The sequence below is a fragment of the Paraburkholderia sejongensis genome, from assembly GCF_020880815.1.
In the GTDB taxonomy this organism is placed as follows: domain Bacteria; phylum Pseudomonadota; class Gammaproteobacteria; order Burkholderiales; family Burkholderiaceae; genus Paraburkholderia; species Paraburkholderia sejongensis.
Genome location: NZ_JAJITD010000019.1, coordinates 1 through 22,564, shown reverse-complemented (window position 1 = coordinate 22,564; position 22,564 = coordinate 1). Strand labels below are relative to the sequence as shown.

21 protein-coding genes and 1 rRNA gene are annotated in these 22,564 nt (G+C 64.8%); 12 read left to right on the top strand and 10 right to left on the bottom strand.

The window, feature by feature from the left end; translation table 11 throughout:
• The first annotated feature begins 3 nt into the window (after positions 1-3).
• The 7 genes from LJ656_RS28680 to LJ656_RS28650 all read left to right on the top strand — a co-directional run bounded on the left by LJ656_RS28680 (position 4) and on the right by LJ656_RS28650 (position 6,189).
• Positions 4-321, top strand: coding sequence for a malonate decarboxylase subunit delta (locus tag LJ656_RS28680; protein ID WP_230512861.1), 318 nt, complete (start codon positions 4-6; stop codon positions 319-321).
• Positions 318-1,226 (top strand): biotin-independent malonate decarboxylase subunit beta, encoded by a 909-nt coding sequence (locus LJ656_RS28675; protein WP_230512860.1) that lies wholly within the window; start codon positions 318-320, stop codon positions 1,224-1,226. The genes LJ656_RS28680 and LJ656_RS28675 overlap by 4 nt, the downstream gene beginning before the upstream one ends.
• A complete protein-coding gene (gene mdcE / locus LJ656_RS28670) occupies positions 1,223-2,047 on the top strand; it encodes a biotin-independent malonate decarboxylase subunit gamma (protein ID WP_230512859.1) in 825 nt (274 codons plus the stop codon). Before LJ656_RS28675 ends, mdcE begins: the two co-directional genes overlap by 4 nt.
• A complete protein-coding gene (locus LJ656_RS28665; RefSeq protein ID WP_230512962.1) occupies positions 2,047-2,775 on the top strand; it encodes a malonate decarboxylase holo-ACP synthase in 729 nt (242 codons plus the stop codon). The genes mdcE and LJ656_RS28665 overlap by 1 nt, the downstream gene beginning before the upstream one ends.
• A complete protein-coding gene (gene mdcH / locus LJ656_RS28660; RefSeq protein ID WP_230512858.1) occupies positions 2,775-3,716 on the top strand; it encodes a malonate decarboxylase subunit epsilon in 942 nt (313 codons plus the stop codon). The genes LJ656_RS28665 and mdcH overlap by 1 nt, the downstream gene beginning before the upstream one ends.
• Positions 3,717-3,924: 208 nt before the next feature.
• Positions 3,925-5,493, top strand: a complete 1,569-nt coding sequence (locus LJ656_RS28655) for an MltF family protein (RefSeq protein WP_230512857.1) — start codon at positions 3,925-3,927, stop codon at positions 5,491-5,493.
• Between the two features lie 15 nt (positions 5,494-5,508).
• Positions 5,509-6,189, top strand: coding sequence for a VIT1/CCC1 transporter family protein (locus LJ656_RS28650; RefSeq protein WP_230512856.1), 681 nt, complete (start codon positions 5,509-5,511; stop codon positions 6,187-6,189).
• Between the two features lie 79 nt (positions 6,190-6,268).
• Here the strand turns inward: LJ656_RS28650 and yjfF are convergent, their stop codons facing one another.
• The 5 genes from yjfF to LJ656_RS28625 form a co-directional block, all read right to left on the bottom strand.
• Positions 6,269-7,363: a galactofuranose ABC transporter, permease protein YjfF gene (yjfF, locus tag LJ656_RS28645; RefSeq protein ID WP_230512855.1), complete on the bottom strand. Its 1,095-nt coding sequence runs from the start codon at positions 7,361-7,363 to the stop codon at positions 6,269-6,271.
• On the bottom strand, positions 7,360-8,403 hold the full coding sequence (locus LJ656_RS28640) for an ABC transporter permease (protein WP_230512854.1): 1,044 nt from the start codon (positions 8,401-8,403) through the stop codon (positions 7,360-7,362). The genes yjfF and LJ656_RS28640 overlap by 4 nt, the downstream gene beginning before the upstream one ends.
• Positions 8,400-10,079, bottom strand: coding sequence for a sugar ABC transporter ATP-binding protein (locus LJ656_RS28635; RefSeq protein WP_230512853.1), 1,680 nt, complete (start codon positions 10,077-10,079; stop codon positions 8,400-8,402). The genes LJ656_RS28640 and LJ656_RS28635 overlap by 4 nt, the downstream gene beginning before the upstream one ends.
• 255 nt (positions 10,080-10,334) lie before the next feature.
• Complete coding sequence (locus tag LJ656_RS28630) at positions 10,335-11,321, bottom strand: ABC transporter substrate-binding protein (RefSeq protein ID WP_230512852.1); 987 nt, start codon at positions 11,319-11,321, stop codon at positions 10,335-10,337.
• Between the two features lie 227 nt (positions 11,322-11,548).
• Positions 11,549-12,145 carry an alpha-ketoglutarate-dependent dioxygenase AlkB family protein gene (locus LJ656_RS28625; RefSeq protein WP_230512851.1) on the bottom strand — a complete coding sequence of 199 codons (597 nt, stop codon included), beginning with the start codon at positions 12,143-12,145 and terminating at the stop codon, positions 11,549-11,551.
• Positions 12,146-12,295: 150 nt separating this feature from the next.
• On the opposite strand from LJ656_RS28625, the gene LJ656_RS28620 reads away from it, so the two are divergent.
• A complete protein-coding gene (locus LJ656_RS28620) occupies positions 12,296-12,880 on the top strand; it encodes a malonic semialdehyde reductase (protein WP_075303885.1) in 585 nt (194 codons plus the stop codon).
• A gap of 134 nt (positions 12,881-13,014) precedes the next feature.
• On the opposite strand, the gene LJ656_RS28615 is transcribed toward LJ656_RS28620, so the two are convergent.
• Entirely contained in the window at positions 13,015-13,362 is a 348-nt protein-coding gene (locus LJ656_RS28615; protein ID WP_230512850.1) for a hypothetical protein, read from the bottom strand.
• Positions 13,363-13,928: 566 nt separating this feature from the next.
• On the opposite strand from LJ656_RS28615, the gene LJ656_RS28610 reads away from it, so the two are divergent.
• The 3 genes from LJ656_RS28610 to LJ656_RS28600 all read left to right on the top strand — a co-directional run bounded on the left by LJ656_RS28610 (position 13,929) and on the right by LJ656_RS28600 (position 16,733).
• Positions 13,929-15,104, top strand: a complete 1,176-nt coding sequence (locus LJ656_RS28610; RefSeq protein WP_230512849.1) for a metallophosphoesterase — start codon at positions 13,929-13,931, stop codon at positions 15,102-15,104.
• 503 nt (positions 15,105-15,607) lie between these two features.
• Positions 15,608-16,315 carry an MgtC/SapB family protein gene (locus tag LJ656_RS28605; protein WP_230512848.1) on the top strand — a complete coding sequence of 236 codons (708 nt, stop codon included), beginning with the start codon at positions 15,608-15,610 and terminating at the stop codon, positions 16,313-16,315.
• A gap of 163 nt (positions 16,316-16,478) precedes the next feature.
• A complete protein-coding gene (locus tag LJ656_RS28600) occupies positions 16,479-16,733 on the top strand; it encodes a GlsB/YeaQ/YmgE family stress response membrane protein (protein ID WP_230512847.1) in 255 nt (84 codons plus the stop codon).
• 104 nt (positions 16,734-16,837) lie between these two features.
• On the opposite strand, the gene scpC is transcribed toward LJ656_RS28600, so the two are convergent.
• The 3 genes from scpC to LJ656_RS28585 form a co-directional block, all read right to left on the bottom strand.
• Entirely contained in the window at positions 16,838-18,337 is a 1,500-nt protein-coding gene (scpC, locus tag LJ656_RS28595; protein WP_230512846.1) for a succinyl-CoA:acetate CoA-transferase ScpC, read from the bottom strand.
• Between the two features lie 219 nt (positions 18,338-18,556).
• Positions 18,557-18,775 carry a hypothetical protein gene (locus LJ656_RS28590; protein WP_230512845.1) on the bottom strand — a complete coding sequence of 73 codons (219 nt, stop codon included), beginning with the start codon at positions 18,773-18,775 and terminating at the stop codon, positions 18,557-18,559.
• Between the two features lie 126 nt (positions 18,776-18,901).
• The gene (locus LJ656_RS28585) at positions 18,902-21,100 is read right to left on the bottom strand and encodes an FUSC family protein (protein WP_230512844.1); all 2,199 of its coding nucleotides are present in this window, start codon (positions 21,098-21,100) and stop codon (positions 18,902-18,904) included.
• A gap of 198 nt (positions 21,101-21,298) precedes the next feature.
• Between LJ656_RS28585 and LJ656_RS28580 the strand changes: the two genes are divergently transcribed.
• The gene (locus tag LJ656_RS28580) at positions 21,299-22,291 is read left to right on the top strand and encodes a LysR family transcriptional regulator (RefSeq protein WP_230512843.1); all 993 of its coding nucleotides are present in this window, start codon (positions 21,299-21,301) and stop codon (positions 22,289-22,291) included.
• A 163-nt stretch (positions 22,292-22,454) separates the two neighbouring features.
• Here LJ656_RS28580 and rrf read toward each other — a convergent pair.
• Positions 22,455-22,564 (bottom strand): 5S ribosomal RNA (gene rrf, locus LJ656_RS28575); the annotation flags it as partial.

Here is a 22,564-nt window from a genome sequence, read left to right as displayed (position 1 = left end):
CTCATGGAACATCTGACTTTCGACTATCCGGCGCAACGCGCCGTCACGACCCGCGCGCACGTCGGCGTGGTCGGCTCGGGCGATCTGGAAGTGCTGCTGTCGCCGGCCGCTTCTGCCGGCGGGCCGCTCGGCGCGCACGTGGTGGTGCGCACCAGCGTCGACGGCTACAGCCATATCTGGAAGAGCGTGCTCGACCGCTTCTTCACGCGCTACGACGGCGCGGCCCGGATCGAGATCAACGACTTCGGCGCGACGCCCGGCGTGGTCGCCTTGCGGCTTGCGGAAGCGGTCGAAGCGGCCGAGGAAGGAGGCGCGGTATGAGCACGGCGGTCAATCAACACAGCTCGCATCAGGCCGTGACGCCAGCCGCGCCGCTGCTGCGCGACAGCTTCATCGAAATGCCCGCGCGCGAGCGGGCCCGCGCGCTGCTCGACGCGGGCAGCTTCCGCGAATTGCTGGGACCGTTCGACCGGCTCGAATCGCCGTGGCTGCCAATGCAGGGCATCGTCTGCCAGGCCGACGACGGCTGCGTGATCGCGCGCGGCACGATCGACGGCGAACCGGCGGTGGTCGCCGCGCTCGAATCCGCGTTCCAGGGCGGCAGCATCGGCGAAGTGTCGGGCAGCAAGATCGCCGCCGCGCTCGAACTGGCGCTGCGCGATTGCGAGCGCGGCATGCTCGTGCGCCCGGTCGTGCTGTTCGAGACCGGCGGCGTGCGGCTGCAGGAAGCGAACCTCGGGCTCGCGGTGATCGCAGAGATTCAGGCGGCGATCGTCGCGTTGCGCCGGCATGTGCCGGTGGTCGGCGTGATCGCGGGGATGGTCGGCTGCTTCGGCGGGATGTCGCTGGCGGCCGCGCTGTGCTCGTATCTGGTCATGACTCGCCAGGGGCGGCTCGGCATGAATGGCCCCGAAGTGATCGAGCAGGAAGCCGGTATCGACGAACTCGACGCGAGCGATCGCCGCCGCGTGTGGCAACTGATCGGCGGCGAACAACGGGTCGCGAGCGCGCTCGCGGACCGGCTCGTCGACGACGCCACCAACGCGGTGCGCGATGCCGTGCGGGCCGCGTTCGCACAGGGCGTGCCGGCCGCGCATCGCAGCGAGCAGGTCGACACGTTCCTGCAACGGCTCGCGCAGATCGATCCCGCAAGCGTCACGCCCGCGACGTTGCGCGACGCGTACAACCCGCATGGCCAGCACGCATCGAACGGGGAGCAGGCATGAACGACACGACACTCACGCGCGGCGCGCGCTGGTTCAACGCACTCGCCGGCACGGCTTCGAGCGCGGCGCCGGTGTGGAGCGGCGACGCACCGCTCGGCGGCGAAACCGCACGCTTCATCACGGTCGTGCCCGACCCGGCGAACCGCTTTGCGCGTGCGACCAGCAACGTGGTCGGCCTCGAACAGGGCTGGCTGCTCGCGCGCGCGGTGCGCGACGCGATCGACACCGATGCGCGTGCCGGTGCCTCGGGCACGCGCCGCCCGATCGTCGCGATCGTCGACGTGAAGAGCCAGGCGTACGGCTATCGCGAGGAAATGCTTGGCATCCACCTCGCGTGCGCGGCCGCCGTCGATGCGTATGCGAGCGCGCGCGACGCCGGTCATCCGGTGATCGCGCTGATCGTCGGCCCGGCGATGTCGGGCGCGTTCCTCGCGCACGGCTACCAGGCGAACCGGATCGTCGCGCTCGACGCGCCCGGCACGATGGTTCACGCGATGGGCAAGGAAGCGGCCGCGCGCGTCACGCGCCGCACGGTCGAAGCGCTCGACGAACTCGGCGAGAAGATCGTGCCGATGTCGTATTCGATGGCGTCGTTCGCGAAGCTGGGCCTGCTCGACCGGTTGATCGAAGGCGTCGATGCGGATGCGCCGGATGCCGCGCAGATCGAGCGGGTGCGGACGGTGCTGGCCGAGCAGATTCGCGATGCGCGCGCGGGTGAGCGCAGCCTTGCGCGGCGGCTCGATTCGGATGCGGCGCGACAGACCCGCGCGGCGTCGATCGAGGTGCGGCGGCGGCTCGCCGAACAGTGGGATGCGGTGTGATGCGCGTGTGTGCGGCGCCGCCGTTTGCGGATACGTGCGGTGATTTGCGGGCCGCCGCAACGGAGGAAGCTGCGGGCACCGCCCGGTGGCGCCCGCATGACCTGTTGCACCTGCACTGCCTGCGTTCGTTCGACGGCGAACCCGCATGGGTGCGCGACGCGTTCGCGCGTGCGCGTTATGCGGTGGTTCGGCGCGCGCTTGCTGCCGACGGCTTTATCGCGGTTGGCATGCGCGGCGGCACACGCGCGCAGCGTTACGGCACGTGGGCGCATGCCGACGATATCGTCGATGCGGTGTCGCCCGAAGCGTTGGCGCAGTTGCAACCGTCCGCCGAACGCGCCGAGCTGCCCTGCTTCGCCGCGTTGGCTTCGTTACAGCAGGACGCGCAGGGTCCGCTCGCCAGATTCGTATGGGGTCCTACCGGTAGCGCCGGCTTCGAACTCGCGACCCATCTCCAGACCGTTACCGAAGCCAGCGATCTCGATCTGTTGATCCGCGCGCCGCAGCCGCTTGCGTTGGAGCTTGCGCGCGCATTGCTCGAACAACTGCAAACGGTCGCGACACGTCTCGGCATGCGTATCGATGCGCAACTCGAAACACCCGCAGGCGGCGTCGCGCTGGTCGAATGGGCGGCGGGCAAAGCACGCGTGCTCGCCCGCGCTGCGAGCGGCCCAAGCCTGCTCGCCGATCCGTGGGCCGCTGTCGATACACATGGCGGTACGGCCTGATGCTCGCCCTGTTGTTTCCCGGCCAGGGCGCGCAAAGCGACGGCTTTCTGCATCGCCTGCCGCAGCATCGCGCGGTCAGCGACACGCTGGCGGAAGCGTCCGACACGCTCGGCGTCGACGTGCTGACGCTCGACTCAGCAAACGCATTGAACTCGACCGTCGCCGTGCAGCTGGGGCTGACGATCGCGGGCGTCGCGCTCGCCCGCGCGCTTGCCGACGCAGGCTTGAGCGCGCAGATCAGCGCGGGCCTGTCGGTGGGTGCGTATCCGGCGGCCGTGAGTTGCGGCGCGCTTGCATTCGGCGACGCATTGAAGATGGTGCGGCGACGCGCGCAATTGATGGAAAGCGCGTATCCATCGGGCTATGGTCTCGCGGCGATTGCCGGTCTCAGCGAGCATCAGGTGGACACGCTCGCCGCGCAGCATGCTGAAGCGACACAGCAACGCGTTTATATCGGCAACGTCAATGCGCCGCGCCAGATCGTGATGGCCGGCCCGAACGACGCACTCGATGCGTTTATCGACCGTGCGTTGGCGGCCGGCGCGCGCAAGGCGACGCGTCTCGCGGTCAGCGTGCCTTCGCACTGCGAACTGCTCGCGCAAGCGAGCGACGAATTGCTCGCGTTCTCGCGCGAACTGCCTTTCCAGCGGCCGCACAGCGGCTACATCGGCAATCGCGGCGGACGACCGCTCTATACGGCTGACGCGATCCGCGACGACCTCGCGACCAACATGCGCTACACGGTGCGCTGGTTCGATGCGCTGACCGCGATGCAGGAAATGGGCGCGAGCGTGCTGCTCGAAGCGCCGCCGGGCCAAGTGCTGACCGATATCGCGCGGGAGAACTTTCCGGACACCACCGCGCTCGCGGCGAATACCTTTGCGCCCGGGCAGTTCGACCGCCTCGTGGCGACCGTACGTCGAAGGTTGGAGCGCGACTGACCTGATCCGCGGGCCGCCAACCAGCCGCGGCGGGTGGTGGTTGCTATCGCGGCTGCTATAGGACCATAGGCCCATTTCCAGCCAGTGCGCTTGTGCCATTATGGAAATATGGGCCTCCTTCGCGGGAAGCCGCAACCGGCCAGCTCCGTGGCCGCACCCGTCGCCACGCGCGACAGTCAATGACGAGCGCGGCGCTCGGCGCGACATCATGCGATTTGTTCATACGATGCTGGTCGTGGCAGCTTGCTGTCTCGGCGCATTCGGCGGGCAGACCCGCTGCTGCGCCGCGCAGGCCGCGCCCGCCGCCACGCCGGCGGTTGCCCCGCCGGCCGTGTCGCGCAACGCGCCGCCGGCTCCCTCTTCCGCCGCTTCAGCCGCCGCTTCAGCCGCCGCCCCAGGCGCGCCCCGCCGGCTCGATCTCGCGATTCAGCCGCGCTTCGGCGATTTCGACGCGATGCTCGACCGGCGCGTGATCCGCGTGCTGGTGCCGTACAGCAGGACGCTTTATTTCAACGAACTCGGCCACGAACGCGGCTTGACCGCCGGGCTGATGCGCGACTTCGAGCGTTATCTGAACAAGGTCTATCAGCCCGTGCTCGGCAAACGTCCGCTCACGCTGATCATCATTCCGACTACGCGCGACCAGTTGCTGCCCGCGCTGGTCGCCGGCAAGGGCGATATCGCGGCCGGCAATCTAACCGCCACGGACGCGCGTCTGAAGCAGGTCGATTTCGTCGCGCCGCGCGACCGCACGCCGGTGCGGGAGCTTGTCGTCACCGGGCCGAAGTCCCCCGCGCTCACCACGCTCGACGATCTGAGCGGCAAGACCGTGCACGTTCGCGCGAGCAGCAGCTATTTCGACAGTCTGACCGCGCTGAACGCGCGCTTCAAAAAAGAAGGCAAAGCGCCGGTCAAGCTGGTATTGCTGCCCGATGCGCTCGAAGACGAGGACGCGATGGAAATGCTCAATGTCGGGCTGATCCAGATCCTCGTGGTCGATGACTGGAAGGCGAAGTTCTGGGATCAGGTACTGCCGAACATCGTCGTGCACGACAAGCTCGCGGTGCGCGAAGGCGGCTATATCGGCTGGGCGATCCGCAAGCAAAGTCCGAAACTGCAACAGGCGATCAACGACTTCTATCGCGACTACGTGAAGAAACAGAGCGTCGCGGAAGTGCGCTTGCGCCAGGAGTTGCAGCGGGTCAAACAGATTTCCAACAATGCGGAGTCGGCGGAACTGAAGCGTTTCAGCGACACCGTCGCGCTGTTCGAGAAGTACGGCTCGCAATATCACTTCGATCCGCTGATGCTGGCCGCGCAGGGCTATCAGGAATCGCAGCTGAATCAGAACGCGCGCAGCCACGTCGGCGCGATCGGCATCATGCAGTTGATGCCCGCGACCGGCAAGGAACTCGCGGTCGGCGATATCAAGGTGACCGAAGCGAATATCCACGCGGGTGCGAAATATCTCGACAAGCTGATGGCCCGCTACTTCCCGGACGCGAAGTTCTCCGACACCGACCGCGCGCTGTTCGCGTTCGCGAGCTATAACGCGGGACCTTCGAACATTGCGAAGATGCGCAAGGAAGCGGCCGCGCGCGGACTGTCCGCCGACAAATGGTTCAACAACGTCGAGATCGTGGTCGGCGAGAAGATCGGTATCGAGACGACGACCTACGTGCGCAACATCTACAAGTACTACGCCGCCTATCGACTGATTCAGGATGCCCAGGCCGCGCGGCAGCGCGCGCTGGGGCAAGTGCGCAAATCACAGTGAAACAATGGAGTTCCCATGGCTACCGCCCCGCCGCTCCCGCAGTCGTTGCCCGAAAAGCGCCAGCCGGTCCTCAATACCGTCGACCGCGTGACCGAACTGTGTTTCGGCCTGTTCATGGCGTTGACGTTCGTCGGCGCGGTCAAGGCGGTGGGCGCCGGCGACGACGCCGGCCGCAAGCTGTTTTTCACCGCGCTCGGCTGCAACCTCGCGTGGGGCCTCGCGGACGCGGTGATGTTCATCGTGCGCAATCTGGCCGATCGCGGCCAGCGGCTGACGCTGGCGTCGGCCGTGAAGCGCGACGCGAATCGCGCGAGCGCCGTGCAGACCTTGCGCGATGCGTTGCCGGCGTCGCTGGAACCGCTCGTCGACGATGCGGAACTCGAGCTGATTCGCGCGCGTCTTGCCGCCAGAACCACGCTGCCGCCGCGCGCGCGTTTCATCCGCGAGGACTTCGTCGGCGCGCTCGGGGTGTTCCTGCTGGTCGTCGTCGCGACGTTTCCGGTGGCGCTGCCGTTTCTGCTGATCGGCGATCGCACGGCGGCGCTCGTGATCTCACGCGTGCTGACCCTGCTGATGCTGTTCGTCGCGGGCTTCGCGCTGGGCCGCTATACCGGCGGCGGCGCGCTGAAGACCGGCTTCGTGATGACGCTGCTCGGCATCGCGCTGACGGTCGCAATCATTCTGCTGGGCGGGTGACGCGCACGCGTTCGCGCGAGCGCCGCGCATGCATGCGCAGCACCCATACCCCAGCCCTTACCCAGCCCTTACCCCGCCCTCACCCCGGCGCCCTGCCCAACACCTGGGTATCCGAAGCAGGCGCCGCACTCTCGTGCTGCGGATGCGCGCGCCCCGAGCTCGCCACCGCGCCGGTCCCGCCGGGCCGGCCGACCGACTTCGCATGCCGCTCGATCAGGCGCTGCAGCAGACAGAATGCGCACAGCAGCGCGCCGATCACGATCCGCGTCCACCACGAACTGAGCGTGCCGTCGAACGTGATCAGCGTCTGGATCGTGCCGAGAATGCCGACGCCGAACAGCGAACCGACCACATACCCGACCCCGCCCGTCAGCAGCGTGCCGCCGATCACCGTCGCGGCGATCGCATCGAGTTCCATCCCCTGTCCTTGCAGGCCATAACCGGACAGCACGTAGAACGTGAATACCGCGCCGCCGAGCGCCGAGCAAAAACCGCTCAGCGCATACACGCCGATCCGCGTGTGCGCGACCGGCAGCCCCATCAGCAGCGCGGAGCGCGGATTGCCGCCGACCGCATAGACGTTGCGCCCGAAGCGCGTGAAATGCGCGACGTAGATGGCCGCCGCGAGCGTCGCGAGCGCGATCAGCACGTTCGCCGACACCGAGCCGATGCCGATGTTCAGACGGAACGCCGAGATCCTCTGGAAGGTCGGATCGGTGATCGTGATCGACTGCGTGGTGATCAGAAAACACAGCCCGCGCGCGAAGAACATCCCGGCCAGCGTGACGATGAACGCCTGCAGTTTGAAGAAATGAATCAGCGCGCCCTGCACCGCGCCGAACACGGTGCCCATCAGCAGCACGAGCGGAATGATGACCCACACCGACAGATGCATGTGCTCGGACAGCACCGCTTCGACGATCGTCGTCAGCGCGACCACCGAGCCGACCGACAGATCGATGCCGCCCGACACGATCACGAACGTCATGCCGATCGCGACGATCAGCAGGAACGCGTTATCGACCAGCAGATCGAGCAGCACCTGCCACGAGAAGAAGCCGGTGTACATCACCGAGCCGAAACCGAACAGCGCGCAGAACAGCAGGACCGTCACCGCGATCGGCAGCGTGCGCGGATCGACCACGCGCGCGAGTGCTTCGAGAATGCGCGTCATCGTGCCACCCCGCGATGTTTGACGAGCGATGCGCCGAACGACACCGCGAGCGCGCGGGCCGCCGGCGACTGGATCACGCTGACCGCCAGCACGACGGCCGCCTTCACGACCAGCGTCGCTTCCGGCGGCACGCCGATCGAATAGGTCGTGTACGTGAGCGTCTGAATGATCAGCGCGCCGAGCACGGTGCCGGCGAAGCTGAAACGGCCGCCGAGCAGCGACGTGCCGCCGAGCGTCACCGCGAGAATCGCGTCGAGTTCGAGCAGCAGGCCCGCGTTGTTGCCGTCCGCGCTGCGCACGTTCGAGCTGATCAGGATGCCGGCCAGCGCCGCGGTCAGACCCGAGAACGCGTACACCGCGAACACGATCGCCTTCGAGCGCAGACCGACGAGGCGCGTCGCGACCGGATTCACGCCGATCGCGCGAATGAACAGCCCGAGCGCGGTGCCTTCGATCAGCGCCGCGGTGGCCAGCACCGCGATCGTCGCGATCCACACCGAGCACGGCACGCCGAGCCAGTAGCCGCCGCCGACGAACAGATACGCGGGCGCGCCGATCGGAATGATCTGGCCGGCGGTCAGCAGTTGCGCGATCCCGCGGCCGGCGACCATCAGGATCAGCGTCGCGATGATCGGCTGCATGCCGACGAACGACACCAGCAACCCGTTCCACATGCCGCTCAGCACGCCGACGAGCAGCGCGGCCACCAGCGCCTGCGCGACCAGCGCGCCGCTCGCGACCGGCTGGGTCGCGAGAATCGTCGCGGCCGCCGCGCCGGCGATCGCGACCACCGCGCCGACCGAGATGTCGATACCGCGCGTGGCGATCACGAGCGTCATGCCGATCGCGACCAGCACCAGCGGCGCCGCGCGATTCAGGATGTCGATCGGCGCGCCGAACAGGTGGCCGTCGAGCATCCGCACCGACAGGAAATGCGGATTGACCAGCAGATTGAGCCCGCACAACAGCACGAGCGTGATGCATGGCCACAGCAGCGGACGTTCGGCGCCGTCGCGCGCGACCCAGTTCGATAGCTTCATTCGCCGCTCCCTGCGATCAGGCGGTAGATGTTGTCCTCGTTCGATGCGGTGCCGGCGACCTCGGCGATCTTGCGGCGATCGCGCAGCACCGCGACGCGATGGCTGACGCGCAGCACCTCGCTGATCTCCGACGAAATGAACAGGATCGACAGACCGTTCGCGCACAGCGCGAGCAGCCGGTCCATGATGTCGAACTTCGCGGCGACGTCGATGCCGCGGGTCGGTTCGTCGAGAATCAGCAGTTTCGGATCGGTCGCGAGCCAGCGCGCGAGCAGCGCTTTTTGCTGGTTGCCGCCGGACAGCAGCGCGATCGGCTGCTCGGCGTCGGACGCCTTGATGCCGAGCCGCTCGATCCACGTGTCGGCCAGTTCGCGCGCGCGCTGCCGGCTGATCTTGCGCCACCAGCCGCGCCGCGCCTGCAACGCGAGCATGATGTTTTCGCGGATCGACAGTTCGGCGACGATGCCCTCCTTCTTGCGGTCTTCCGCGCAATAACCGATGCCGTGGCGCACCGCGTCGTGCGGCGAGCGCAGTTTCACCGGCTTGCCGTTCACGAGGATCGTGCCGCTGTCCGCGCGATCCGCGCCGAACAGCAGCCGCGCGGTTTCGGTGCGGCCGGAGCCGAGCAGACCGGCGAGGCCGAGAATCTGGCCCGGCTGCACGTCGAGATCGATCGGCTGCAAGGTGCCGCGCCGGCCGACGCCGCGCAGCTCGATGAACGGTTGACGGCTCGCTGCGTGGGTTGCTTGCGTTGCTTCGGTTGCTTCAGCTTCGGCTGCGTGCTCCGGCAGTTCGTCCGGCAGTTCGTCGGCGGCCTGCTCTTCGTGCGCCGCTTCGCGCAGACGCGCGCTCATGCGCTCGTGGCCGACCATCTTCGCCACCAGCAGATCGGCCGGCAGATCGCGCGCAAGGTATTCGCCTTCGCGCTCGCCGTTGCGCATCACCGTGATGCGGTCGGAGATCGCGTAGGTCTGTTCGAGAAAGTGTGTGACGAACAGGATCGCAATGCCCGATTGCTTAAGATGCCGAAGGATCTTGAACAGCTGCGCGACCTCGCTGTCGTCGAGACTCGAGGTCGGCTCGTCGAGGATCAGTACGCGCGCGTCGACCGACAGCGCCCGCGCGATCGCGACCATCTGCTGGACCGCGATCGGATACGCGTCGAGCGAGCGGGTCACGTCGAGCGATACGTCCAGACGCGCGAGCGCCTCCTGCGCGCGCCGCTTGATGTCGGCCCAGTCGATCGCGCCGAAGCGGCGCGGCTGCCGGCCCGCGAAAATGTTCTCCGCGACCGACAGGTTCGCGCACAGATTCACTTCCTGGTACAGCGTCCGTACGCCGGCCGCTTCGGCCTCCTGCGGCGACGCGAACGCGACCTCCTCGCCGCCGAGCCGGATCGTGCCGCCATCGGGTGCGAACACGCCGGTCAGCACGTTGATAAGGGTCGATTTACCGGCGCCGTTCTGGCCCATCAAGGTATGGACTTCGCCGGGAAAGAGCCGGAAGTCGACGCGTTGCAGCGCCTTGACACCCGGAAAGGTCTTGCTGACGCCGGCCATCTCGAGGATCGGCGCGCGCGTGCCGGCGGCATCCTCGGAGACCGGCGCGCCGGTTGGGCGCGGCGAGCCGCGTTCAGGCTGGCCGGGCTGATTCGGTTCGGAAGCGGAATGGGTCATGGACCTCGCTCGATCTTCTATGCGTGGTTTGGCGGCGGTGCCGGCGGCAGGCCCGTGAAAAGAGACCGCCCGCTGCCGAAGCAGCCCGGGCGGTCAGGCACCACTGGAGAAATCTTATGATCTGCTCGTGCCGCACGCCCGTTGCACGTCTCTATTGCACGTTTCGGTTGCACGTTTATTACGCGCCCGTCGCAACGGTGCGCGGCGCCGGGAACGCGCGCGCGGTGGCGCGGGCTCCGGCTTGCCTCGATAGCGTCAGTACTTGCGCGTCGGCAGAGTCTGCGCGGCCACGCTCATCGGGAATACCGTCTCTTCCGTCAGGATCCGCTTCGGCAGTTGCTTGCCGGCCACCACGTCCTTGACCGCGGACATCAGTTGCGGTCCGAGCAGCGGGCTGCATTCGACGTCGACGTTCATCTTGCCCGCGGCCATCGCCTGGAAGCCGCCCTTGGTCGCGTCGAACGACACCACGATCACGTCCTTGCCCGGATGCATGCCGGCTTCTTCCATCGCCTGGATCGCGCCGAGCGCCATGTCGTCGTTATGCGCGTAGACCACGTTGATCTTGTTGCCGTAGGTCTTGATGAACGCTTCCATCACCTGCTTGCCGCCGGCGAGCGTGAAGTCGCCGCTTTGCGACGCGATGATCTTGAACTTCGGATCGTTTTTGATCACTTCGATCAGACCGGAGTGGCGATCGTTGGCCGGCGCCGAGCCGACCGTGCCTTGCAGTTCGGCGATATTGACCGGGCCTTTGTCGTTCTTGTAGTGATCTTCGAGCCACTTGCCGCCGCGCCGGCCTTCTTCGAGGAAGTCAGAGCCGATCATCGTCACGTACAGCGACGTATCTTTCACGTCGATGTTGCGGTCGGTCAGGATCACCGGAATGTTGGCGGCTTTCGCTTCACGCAGCACCGGCTCCCAGCCCGATTCGACCACCGGCGAGAATGCGATCACGTCGACCTTCTGCGCGATATACGAGCGAATCGCCTTGATCTGGTTTTCCTGTTTCTGCTGCGCATCGGAGAATTTGAGCTTGATCTTGGCGTCCGCCGCCGCCGACTTCACCGACTCGGTATTCGCAGTGCGCCATGCGCTTTCCGCGCCGACCTGCGCAAAACCCAGCGTGATCTGTTTGTCCTCGGCGTGCGCGCCGGGCGCGCCCAACGTCAGCATTCCAAAACTCGCGGAAAGTGCAAGCGCGCCCAGCGCGCGGCACGCGGCACGTCGTGTATTCGCCATGACTGTCTCCTTAATCGTTGTTGTGTCGCGACCCCGTCACCTGCCCAGCCCTCGTGGCCCTCATGGTGCGTGGATCGTGATGTAGCGTACTGTGCGACGCGTTACCCGTCCAATCATATGATTCGCGCCGTCGATATCAATTTTGGTATGGCGCGCGGGGGTGCGCTGGTTGATGGTCGGAAAGTTTGGGAATGCGGCGGGGACCGCGGTTGAGAACGCGTCGGGATTTATCCGGGCTGACGCGGCGTGACCCACCGGAACGTCAGATTGATGCGCTCGCCGCTCACGCGCGGCTGTTTCGGCACGCGATGGCGCCATTCGGCCTGGGTATCGCCCTTCATCACCAGCAAGCTGCCGCCCTTCAGCGAAAACGACTGCACGACGCCGGTCTTGTTGTGGCGCAGGTCGAAGGTACGCGCGACGCCCAGACTCACCGACGCGATCACCGGCTGCCGGCCGAGTTCGGGTTCGCGATCCGCGTGCCAGCCCATGCTGTCGGCGCCGCTGCGGTAACGATTGAGCAGCACGCTGTTAAAACGCGCGCCGCTGGTCGCTTCGGCGGCGGCTTTGAGTTCGGCGACAGCGGGCGTCCACGGTTCGGGAACGTTGCGAATGCCCGAGTAGATATAGACCGCGTCGGGCTCGCCTTGCCACGCGGTCAGACGCGGCAGCGCGACCCGGCCGGCGGGCGTGCCCATCGTGTCCTGACGCCATTGCACCTCGTCGATCAGCCGCGCGAGCATCCGCTCGGCCGGGGCCGGCGCGAGCCAGTCGGGATACCAGTCGACGTCGGGCGCCGGCAGGTCGTTGAATAGATCGGTCATCGGAATGCTCAATACGAGCGGACGAGTAGTAACCCTGGCTATTATGGCGGCAATGGCCGGCCCGCCAAAGCGCCGTGCCGCGCGGTCGATCGACTCCGCGTTGCCGCGTTTTTCCTGGGGTTCCTTACCATTCTTTCACGGACCACGTTCATGACTCTTTCCGATCAGGCGCTTGCCCAACTCTTTCGCGACGCACGCACCCACAACGGCTGGCAGAACAAACCGGTCGACGACGCGTTGCTCAAGCAGCTCACCGAACTCGTGCTGCTCGGCCCGACCTCGGCCAATTCGAGCCCGGGCCGCTTCGTGTTCGTGAAGACGCCCGAGGGCAAGGAAAAACTGCGTCCGGCGTTGTCGGCCGGCAATCTCGAGAAAACGATGGCCGCGCCGGTTACGGTGATCGTCGGGATGGACATGGCGTTTTATGAGCAGTTGCCGAAGCTGTTTCCGCATGCGGACGCGCGCAGCTGGTTCGCCGGCAACGAGCGCGCGATCGCCGATACCGCGTTTCGCAATTCGACGCTGCAAGGCGGTTATCTGATTCTCGCCGCCCGCGCGCTCGGTCTCGACACCGGGCCGATGTCCGGCTTCGACGCGCAGAAGGTCGATGCGGCGTTCTTCGCCGGCACGACCGTGAAGTCGAACTTCCTGATCAACCTCGGTTATGGCGATGCGTCGAAGCTGTTTCCGCGCAGCCCGCGTTTTTCATTCGACGAGGCGGCGCGCATTGTTTGATGAATGAGTTAAGCGCGTGATGCGACGCGTGATGCGACGCGCGGCACGGGCTCGCGGCGCGGGTTGCATGGCGCGGGCCTCGTGTTGACCCGTTTCGTGTGACCGCGCTTTGGGTTGCGTAAGGTGAAGTCAGGTCAGGTCAGCACCGCGATATAAAACACCACCGTGCCGATCAACGCGCCGATGAAGCAGAATCCCTCTTCGCCGTCGTCGCCATTCGAGCGCAGCCATGCCCCGACCGCCCCGAATAGTCCGGCAATGCCGAGTGCCACGCAAACCATCACCACGTCGAATAGCGCGCTCTTGCCGAGTTCGGAGAAGTCGATATCGCGCACGCCGACATATAGTGCAATCGCCATCAGCGAAATGCCGACGAGCGGCAGCATCACGTGACTGCCCTCGTACCCGACGTGATGGACATGATGAACGTGATGCGCATCGTGCGCATGGCGCCAGTGGCGATCCGATTTGAGCAGCTTCATGTGTGCCTCCCGCCGCCTGTCTCTGTGCCGGCGATAGAACCAGTCGCAACCGAACCGCGCGGCTCCCACCGCGACGCATCCCGCCGTGGCTTCGCAGGACTGCCGCGCTGGCCGCGAAATCTGCTGGTTGGTTCAAGCATAGTCCACGCACAATACAATTCAAAGCCCATTTAATTCGCTTGCATAGGCATTGAAATGTTTGCCGCGAGGTCCTGCAAAACTATCGGCGAGCAGTTGTTGCGCCCGAGGGTGTAAGCGCAGTCGCGCACGGCTTTTTGCACCCGCCGAAGTGCTCGTCGACCTGGTCAGGAACGCGCGCGTTGCAGTGCGAGGGCGCGATTTTTGCGTCGCCTGCAAGGGCCTGAACATGCCGGTAGAATGACTCGCCGCAGGCGTCCGGCTGCTTTTTCCGGGGTTGCCATTCGTTACGCTGCCGATCGTTACGCTGCCGATATGTCAGACCGTATTGGTCAGCGCAATACGCGCCTCGTACTCAGCGGCTGCTCACCGCACGAGGCGCCGTCGTCGACGCCGGCCTTCGGTCCCTTCCCGTCCCGATCTTCTCTATGCGCCGTTCATCGTTTCTTACCCGCATCATTCTGATTGGCATCGTGCTGCATATCTATGTCGGCTTGCGCCTGCTGCCCGACATGCCGATCGCCGCGACCGGCCGCTTGCTGTGCGTGCTGTGGCTGCTGCTGTCGATCCTCGTGATTCCGCTCGGCATGATGGCGCGCAGCATCAAGCGTCAGCCGCTCGGCGACCGGATCGCGTGGGTCGGCTTGCTGGCGATGGGTTTCTTTTCGTCGCTGCTGGTGCTGACATTCGCGCGCGATCTCGTGCTCGCCTCGCTGCTGACGATCGATGCGATCTGGCCGAACACGCTCGCGATCGCGCATTGGCGCACCGGTTCGGCGGCGGCGGTGCCGCTCGCCGCGCTGCTGACGACGCTGATCGGCCTCGTCAATGCGCGGCGTCGCGCGCGCGTCGTGACGATCGACGTGCCGATCGACGATCTGCCCGCCGCGCTCGACGGCTTCACGATCGTGCAGATCACCGATATTCACGTCGGCCCGACGATCAAGAGCCGCTACGTCGATGCGATCGTCGACGCGGTCAATCGCCTGCAGCCGGACCTGATCGCGGTGACCGGCGACGTGGTCGACGGCAGCGTCGCGAAACTGAGCCGGCATACGCAGCCATTGTCGCGGCTTAGCGCACGGCACGGCGCGTTTCTGGTGACCGGCAATCACGAGTACTACTCGGGCGCGAACTCGTGGATCGCCGAATTCCGCCGGCTCGGTCTGCAAGTACTGCTGAACCAGCACGTAGTCGTCGATCATGACGGGGCTCGCGCGGTGATCGCCGGCGTCACCGACTACTCCGCCGGCCATCACGACCCCGCGCATCGCAGCGACCCGGTCGCGGCACTCGCGGGCGCGCCCGGCGACGTACTGATCAAGGTACTGCTCGCCCACCAGCCGCGTTCGGCCGAAGCGGCGGCGGCAGCGGGCTTCACGTTGCAGTTGTCGGGGCATACGCACGGCGGCCAGTTCTTTCCGTGGAATTTCTTCGTGCGGCTGCAGCAACCGTTCACCGCCGGTCTCGCGCGACTCAATGGACTGTGGGTCTATACGAGCCGGGGGACCGGTTATTGGGGACCGCCGAAGCGGCTGGGCGCACCGTCGGAAATCACGCGCGTACGGCTGGTGCCGGGGCTGGCGCAGGGTGCAGCCGAATGAAATATTCGCAGTCCGTTTTAATTTCGAGTGTCGATCCCGCGAGTCGGCCCTGCGGCGCGGCTTGACGAACCTTTACACAGCCGCCTAAAATTCGCGCACTTCTTTTAACCGGAATCACGATCTTGGACAGTAGCAGTTGTAGCCGCCGAGTATCGATTTGCCCGCTCGCCTGAGCGGCAGGTTTCCGCGTCAGTCCGTTCGTTCTGTCGCCGTCCTGCCCTCGGGCTCGATGGCGCACGTCGCTCTCGCCTCATTTACGTTTTTCATTCACGTGTCGTACTGCCAGTGAAGCAGCGCGTGGCGCACTGCCATGCCGATGCCGCACGCGTCGAACCCGCGCGCCTGATGCGCCACCTGATGCGCCGCCGGGTTCGCGTCCGCGCGCCGCATCGCGCGTGAGCGCGCATGTTCGTCCGTTCGGTCAACGAAAGATCGTGGACGACCTGACGCTGTCATGCGAAGGAAGCACACTGCAACGGCACGAGCGCCAACCTTTCTGAACGATGACACTCGAACTCTTCCTGCGGCTTCTGACCGCTTTCGCCTGTGGCGTGGCCATCGGCCTCGAACGGCAGATGCGCCAGCGCAATGCCGGCTTGCGCACGATCACGCTCGTCGCGAGCGGCTCGTGCCTGTTCGTCACGCTCGGCGTGCTGACCGGCAACGGCGTCTCCGGCGTGACCCAGATCGCCGCCTATGTGGTGTTCGGCGTCGGCTTTCTTGGCGGCGGCGTAATCATGCGCGACAAAGGCTCGATCCAGGGGATCAACACCGCGGCGACACTGTGGTGCTCGGCGGCGGTCGGCGTATTGAGCGGCGCCGGACATTACGGGCCCGCGATCGCGGGCACCGTGATCGTTCTGTTGGCCAATACCGTGCTGCGCGAAGTGAGCCGGATGATCAATGCGACGCCGGTTTCGAACGCCGATCTCGTGCGCGAATACGTGCTGACGATCGTGTGCCGCGAAGCCGATGAGGTTCACATTCGTACGGCAATCTCGAACTCGATGTATTCGGCGCCTCTGTCGTTTCAAAGCCTGACGAGCGAGGACGTCGACGGCGATCCCGGGCGTATGCGCGTCGCCGCGACGCTGAAGCTGCATCCGAAGTATCAATCGAAGCTCGAGCAGATGGCGAGCCGCCTGAGCATGGAGAAAAGCGTATCGAGCGTCAGTTGGAGCGCGCGCGAAGCCGAACCGACGCCCGAGTGAAGCCTCGGGTGCACGGCCGCTTTATTCGCGGCACATCGTCTACACTTAGCTGGCAGCAGATTTAGACAATGTTAATTCCGTGTCCTCAACATGGACTGTCCCATAACCTTCGACTAAGCTCTATCACCGTGATTTTTTCACATACAACTACGGAGTCTCGAACATGGAACACGGCATCATTGCATGGCTTATCATCGGCGCGATCGCCGGTTGGCTCGCCGGTGTGCTGGTCAAGGGCGGCGGCTTCGGCCTGATTGTCGACATCATCGTCGGGATTGTCGGCGCGTTCATCGGCGGATGGCTTGCCGGCGTACTGCATATTTCGCTCGGCAGCGGCTGGATCGGCTCGATCATTACCGCATTGATCGGCGCGGTGATTCTGCTGTTTATTATCCGGCTCGTGCGACGAGGTTCTTAAGCACCGCTTTCAAACATTCAATAAAAAAAAGAAGCGCCAGCCGGCTCGTGCCGCTGGCGCTTCTTTCTTTTTGCAGACAGCTTTTCTTTCCGTTCGATTACAGATCAGGCCGGCAGCATGGAACCCGTATCGCGCAGGCGCCGATGCCATGCGAATACCTGGTCGAGACAATGCGGCGTCTGGCCGCCCCACTGCAATGCATCGCGATAGTAGTCGCGCAGTTGATCGCGATATAGCGGATGCACGCAACGCTCGATAATCAGCTGCGCGCGTTCGCGCGGCGCGAGTCCGCGCAGATCGGCGAGACCCTGCTCGGTGACCACCACATCGACATCGTGTTCGTTGTGATCGCAATGCGGGACCATCGGCACGATGCTCGAAATGCGGCCGTCTTTCGCAATCGACTTGGTCGCGAAGATCGCGCACGACGCGTTGCGCGCAAAATCGCCGGAGCCGCCGATGCCGTTCATCATGTGCGTGCCGCCCACGTGCGTCGAATTCACGTTGCCGTAGATGTCGAATTCGAGCGCGGTATTCAGCGCGATCAGACCGAGTCGCCGGATCACTTCCGGATGATTGCTGACTTCCTGCGGACGCAGCACCAGCCGGTCGCGATAGCGTTCGAGTTCGCCGAATACCTGCGCCTGGCGCGTCGCCGACAGCGTGATCGATGCGCCGGAAGCGAAGCTGACCTTGCCGGCATCCATCAGATCGAAGGTCGAATCCTGTAGGACTTCGGAATATATTTCGAACACGTCGAACGGCGAATCGACGAAACCGGCCAGCACCGCGTTCGCGATCGTGCCGATCCCCGCCTGCAACGGCGGCAACCGCTTCGGCATACGGCCGTGCGAGACTTCGTGCTGAAAAAATTCGATCAGATGACCGGCGATCGCAGCGGTTTCCTCGTCCGCCGGCAGCACCGTGGACGAACTGTCGGGCATGTCGGTGATAACGATCGCGGCGATTTTTTCGGGCGCAATCTCGATGGCCGGCGTGCCGACGCGGTCCTGCGGGCGCATGATCGACAGCGGCTCGCGATGCGGCCGGCGGCCCGGAATCCAGATATCGTGCAGACCCTCGAGCGCGAGCGGCTGCGCGAGATTGATTTCGACGATGACCTTCTCGGCGAGAATCGCGAAGCTCGCCGAATTGCCGACCGAAGTGGTCGGCACGATGCCGCCAGTTTCGGTGATCGCCGCCGCTTCGATGATCGCGACGTCGAGCTTGCCGAGCTGGTTGGCTCGCAGCATTTCGACGGTCTCGGACAGATGCTGATCGACGAACATCACTTCGCCGCGATTGATCGCGTCGCGCAGCGTCTTGTCCACCTGAAACGGCAGACGGCGCGCGAGCACATGGGCTTCGGTCAGCATGCGGTCGACGTCGTGGCCAAGCGACGCACCGGTCATCAACGTGATGCGCAGCGGCTCGCGCTGCTGGCGTGCGCGCTCGGCAAGCGCGACCGGCACCGCCTTCGCGTCGCCCGCGCGCGTAAAGCCGCTTGCGCCAACGCGCATGCCATCCTGAATCAGAAGCGCCGCGTCGGCGGCCGTGGTGATTTTTTCGCGCAGCGCGGCGCAACGAATGCGGTCTTCGTACATGAAACGGGTCTCTCCATAGTCACCAGCTCCGTCTCTGGCGCGCACGTCTGCGGTGTGCTTGGTTCACCAGGCGGGTGCCGCACCCGCTGCGGCGTCTCGATCGGACGGCGTCGCAGGCAGGTGTTGGGTCGCGAGACAGGGTTCGCGACAGAGTTTGCGCGTCAGCAAGGCATCGATCAAACACCAGCCCGCATGTCGCGCGATACAGCGGACGGCGCGCTAGCTGCCGAAGTAGATATTGCAGAAGCTCATCGGGCCAACGCACTCTTCGGCTTTGGCTTTCGGTGCCAATGCGCGGCTTTTGGACACCGCGTTATTGGCGCGCGGGGTTGCTGCTTGCGCAACCTGTTGCGGCGCTTCTGCCGGCGCCGTTTGCGCATAGGCAGCGGCGGTAGCGGACAACGAACAGGCAATCAGAACCATCTTCAACACTTTCATCACTTTCTCCAGGACTTACGACTACTGCTGTGAAGCAGTGATGAAACTATATGACCGTCACCTGCACGGATAAATGGGGTCGGCCGGAAGGGATTCTTCCATCTGGCGGAAAGATCGCCGCCCCGCTCAGCGCCGGTTGAACGGCGCGTCGCGGTCGAGCAACGCGGTCCGGATGAAGTGCAGACAGCTGAGGATGCGCTGCAGGTCGTGACGCCTGTCGCGCTCCGCATGCACCGTTTGCAGGACGTCCTGCGCGAGCCACGACGCCGCGCGCACGGAGATCAGTGCGCGTTCGAGCGCGCGTGGTTCGGGGTGCTCGAACAGGTGCGCGAGATCGTCGCAGGTATCGGCGAGCACGTTACGCCAGCGCGGCTCTAGCGCGTCCACATACAGCGCGCGCGCCGCTTCGTTGCGCAGGTCGATGACCGCGTGGCCGACTTCGATCGTCGCCAGCATCCAGCGCAATGCCTCGCGCCGGCGCCGCGAACGGTGCGTCAACAGCATCCGCAGCTGCGAAGTCAGATCGTGCGTGCTCGACTGGAATCGCTGATTGAGGCCCGGCAAGTCGTCCTTGCACGCGCAAACCGCCTGAGCACGCAGATCGCCCATGATCTGCCCGGTCAGCCAGCGCATGTCCGCGGGAAACACCACCGCGAAGGCCAGCGCCGCGAGCAGCATCGCCGCGGTCAACGCGATACCGTTGTTGATCAGCAGATCGGGGGCGTAGCTGACGACGTTGTCGGGGCCGGCGAGCAGACAGAAGAACACCGAGAAGCCGATCCCGTAGCCGGCCGCGCCGCGTCGCGTCGCGATGAACGCACCGCACGCGAGCACCGGTGCGAGCACCGCGCAAAGCAGTGGGAAGCCGTCGATATTCGGATACACGTAGCACATGAACAGATAGCCGGTCACGGTCGCGCCTACCGCGCCGATTGCCATCTGCACGGCCATTTTCGTCGAGTTCGGCGCGGTCGAGGTCAACGCGCAAACCAGCGTCGCGCCGATTACCGCAAGTCCGCCGCTCGGCCAGTTGGTTGCGATCCAGAACGATCCGGCGATCCCGATCACGACCGCCGAGCGCACGAACGCGAACAGTACGACGAAGTTATTGGTCCGGCTTATATGGTGACTTTTGTGCGCGTGACGCGCTTCAGCATGCCGCCAGCGCTCCGATTTTCGCCACGATAACGACGCATAGGTATCCGAATAATTGATCCATTCTCCGACGAAGCGATACAACAACTCCGCTGCGGTATCGAAGTCCGCCCGGGATTCGGCCGATGCGGTTTCAAGGGGGCGCTTCGATTCGCGCATGCGGCGCGGCAGGTTCGCCTGGAACAGACGCAGATCGGCGGCTACGCGCGAAGCGTCGACGGCCTCCGGTGACCTGGCTGCCAACAGCGCGGCCAGTTCGTCGAAGTACGGTGCGATTGCCTCGAGTATCGACGCCTGATGGTTCGCTCGCAAACGCTTGAGCAACTGATGCAGCGCATGCAGCCGCGCGCAGGCATCCATGAACTCGCTGTTTAGCCGCGCCAGATGCTGGCCGCGCGAGCGCAACGCCGGATCCTCGAAGGCGACGAACGTGCGCGTCGCTTCGAAGCCCGCGATTTCATCGACGAGATCCGCGAAGCGCCGCTCGAACTGATGACGCTCGAACCCGCGGGCGAGCACCTCGGCGGCGAACGAAGTAAAATTCGCGTACCGGATCTGGAGAGTACGCCGGAGTGCGAGACTCGAGCGCTGCGGCAGGATCAACGCGCTGACCGCACTCGAACACACGATTCCGACCGCCACCTCCGCCGCGCGCGTGAGCGCAGCGAGGAATAGTCCCTGCGGCGCCATTACGTTCGGAATGCCGATCAATGCGGCGGTATAACCCGCGAGCACGAAGCCGTACCATCTGAAATGCCGATACCGCACCGCCGCAGCAATACACGCGCTCACCCACACGATCATGCCGAGCATATACAGTTCGGGCTGCTGGACGAAGAGTCCGCCGAGCAGCAGCGCGGCGACCGTGCCGACTGCCGTGCCGAAAATCCGGTAGAAGCTCTTTGCCAGCACCATCGCGCTGAACGGTTGCATCAGCACGAACACGGTGGTCATGGCGATGCGCGGCTGGGGCAGATCGAACAGCATCGCGACGCCCAGCGCGAGCAGCCCCGCAGTCACCGTTTTCAGCAGATGCAGCCAGGTCAGACCGTCGGTGTTCGCCCAGTCGCGCACGGACTGTTCGAGCACGGACCGGCTGAATCGTTGCTGCGTGAGGCCGCGCGCCCGAAAAAATCCGGCCGACCGCTTGATCGCATGATCGTGTTTCATCTGAAGACAGTGCGCCCCGCCTGGTCGCTGAAAGAGCCACCGGCCGGAACTGCGCAAGCCAATGGAGAGGCGCCGATTGTAGGAGTCCGCGATACGCGCATTAAGCCGATGCGCGCAGAACATATGTTCCAGAAAGGACAACAATAGCTTTCCGCGACAGGCGGACAATATGGCCTTGGTCAGGAAATAGAAGGTTTGATGGACACGCTACAAAACATGCGCGTATTTGTGCGCGTAGTCGAAGCCGGCAGCTTCACCGCTGCCGCGCAGTCACTCAATTCCACGACCGGCGCGATGTCGCGCGCGGTTTCGGAACTCGAAGCGCATCTGCGCACCCGCCTGCTGAATCGCTCGACGCGCCGGCTGGCCCTCACCACCGCTGGCGAGCGCTATCTGAAACGGTCGCAACAGATTCTCGCAGACGTCGATATCGCCGAAGAAGAAGCCAGTTGCGCGCACGAACGCCCGGTCGGCGCCTTGCGCATGCATAGCTTTGCGAGCATCGGGCAGCACTATGTGCTGCCGGCCATTTCGCGGTATCGCACGCTCTATCCCGAAGTGACAGTGGAACTGACGTTGTCGCAACGCATGCCCGACCTGTTCGAGGGCAGCGCTGATGTCGCCGTGATCGGCGCGTCGACGTTGCCGAACTCGGAGCTAGTGTCGTTTCATCTGGGCACGACGTTCAGCATCCTGTGCGCATCGCCAGCGTATATCCGGACGCACGGCGCGCCGCAAAAGCCCGCGGACCTCGCGCGCCATGAATGTCTGATCCTGCACACGCCGGCATTTCCGCCGCACGAATGGACACTCGAGGGTCCAAACGGCAGCGAGCTGATGGAAGTGGACGGGCCGGTGCACGTCAACATCGCCGAGTCCCTGGTGATGGCAATTCGCGAAGGAATGGGAATCGGCATGGTGCCGCTGTACGCAGCCATTTCCGGATTACGCGATGGCACGCTGGTGCGTGTGCTACCGGAATATACGCTGCAGAAAATGAATATTTACGCGCTTTATCCATCGCGCAAGTTCATCGACGCGAAGACGCGGACGTGGGTGGAATTTCTGCGCACGCACTTGCCAAAAGTCATCGCTCGCGATGAGGCATTGCTTGCCGAGATTGGCCACATCGATTCGGTGGATAGCCATTTACCCGTTGATGCCACCGGAAGCGCGGATCCTGCTGCGTAAGCAGGCGTTCTTGATCGACATGATTTGTTTGTGCGCACGCTAGGTGCGCACAAACAATATCGGTTGAAACGATTCTTTAGCGATCGCCTGAAACAGCCGCGTAAACGCCAGAACCCCGGTTCTCTTTCGGAGACACCGGGGTTCTGGACATACTGCATGAGGAGCCTGACGATTACCTACTTTCACACGGGCAATCCGCACTATCATCGGCGTAGAGTCGTTTCACGGTCCTGTTCGGGATGGGAAGGGGTGGGACCGACTCGCTATGGTCAT

Bases quoted from the DNA above. Each gene is read 5' to 3' on its own strand.
- LJ656_RS28650 (WP_230512856.1), top strand. From the start codon at position 5,509: ATGGCTACCGCCCCGCCGCTCCCGCAGTCGTTGCCCGAAAAGCGCCAG.
- LJ656_RS28580 (WP_230512843.1), top strand. From the start codon at position 21,299: ATGGACACGCTACAAAACATGCGCGTATTTGTGCGCGTAGTCGAAGCC.
- mdcH (WP_230512858.1), top strand. From the start codon at position 2,775: ATGCTCGCCCTGTTGTTTCCCGGCCAGGGCGCGCAAAGCGACGGCTTT.
- LJ656_RS28665 (WP_230512962.1), top strand. From the start codon at position 2,047: ATGCGCGTGTGTGCGGCGCCGCCGTTTGCGGATACGTGCGGTGATTTG.
- LJ656_RS28610 (WP_230512849.1), top strand. From the start codon at position 13,929: ATGCGCCGTTCATCGTTTCTTACCCGCATCATTCTGATTGGCATCGTG.
- mdcE (WP_230512859.1), top strand. From the start codon at position 1,223: ATGAACGACACGACACTCACGCGCGGCGCGCGCTGGTTCAACGCACTC.
- LJ656_RS28600 (WP_230512847.1), top strand. From the start codon at position 16,479: ATGGAACACGGCATCATTGCATGGCTTATCATCGGCGCGATCGCCGGT.
- scpC (WP_230512846.1), bottom strand. From the start codon at position 18,337: ATGTACGAAGACCGCATTCGTTGCGCCGCGCTGCGCGAAAAAATCACC.
- LJ656_RS28605 (WP_230512848.1), top strand. From the start codon at position 15,608: ATGACACTCGAACTCTTCCTGCGGCTTCTGACCGCTTTCGCCTGTGGC.
- LJ656_RS28620 (WP_075303885.1), top strand. From the start codon at position 12,296: ATGACTCTTTCCGATCAGGCGCTTGCCCAACTCTTTCGCGACGCACGC.
- LJ656_RS28675 (WP_230512860.1), top strand. From the start codon at position 318: ATGAGCACGGCGGTCAATCAACACAGCTCGCATCAGGCCGTGACGCCA.
- LJ656_RS28630 (WP_230512852.1), bottom strand. From the start codon at position 11,321: ATGGCGAATACACGACGTGCCGCGTGCCGCGCGCTGGGCGCGCTTGCA.
- LJ656_RS28585 (WP_230512844.1), bottom strand. From the start codon at position 21,100: ATGAAACACGATCATGCGATCAAGCGGTCGGCCGGATTTTTTCGGGCG.
- yjfF (WP_230512855.1), bottom strand. From the start codon at position 7,363: ATGACGCGCATTCTCGAAGCACTCGCGCGCGTGGTCGATCCGCGCACG.
- LJ656_RS28635 (WP_230512853.1), bottom strand. From the start codon at position 10,079: ATGACCCATTCCGCTTCCGAACCGAATCAGCCCGGCCAGCCTGAACGC.
- LJ656_RS28625 (WP_230512851.1), bottom strand. From the start codon at position 12,145: ATGACCGATCTATTCAACGACCTGCCGGCGCCCGACGTCGACTGGTAT.
- LJ656_RS28655 (WP_230512857.1), top strand. From the start codon at position 3,925: ATGCGATTTGTTCATACGATGCTGGTCGTGGCAGCTTGCTGTCTCGGC.
- LJ656_RS28590 (WP_230512845.1), bottom strand. From the start codon at position 18,775: ATGAAAGTGTTGAAGATGGTTCTGATTGCCTGTTCGTTGTCCGCTACC.
- LJ656_RS28680 (WP_230512861.1), top strand. From the start codon at position 4: ATGGAACATCTGACTTTCGACTATCCGGCGCAACGCGCCGTCACGACC.
- LJ656_RS28615 (WP_230512850.1), bottom strand. From the start codon at position 13,362: ATGAAGCTGCTCAAATCGGATCGCCACTGGCGCCATGCGCACGATGCG.
- LJ656_RS28640 (WP_230512854.1), bottom strand. From the start codon at position 8,403: ATGAAGCTATCGAACTGGGTCGCGCGCGACGGCGCCGAACGTCCGCTG.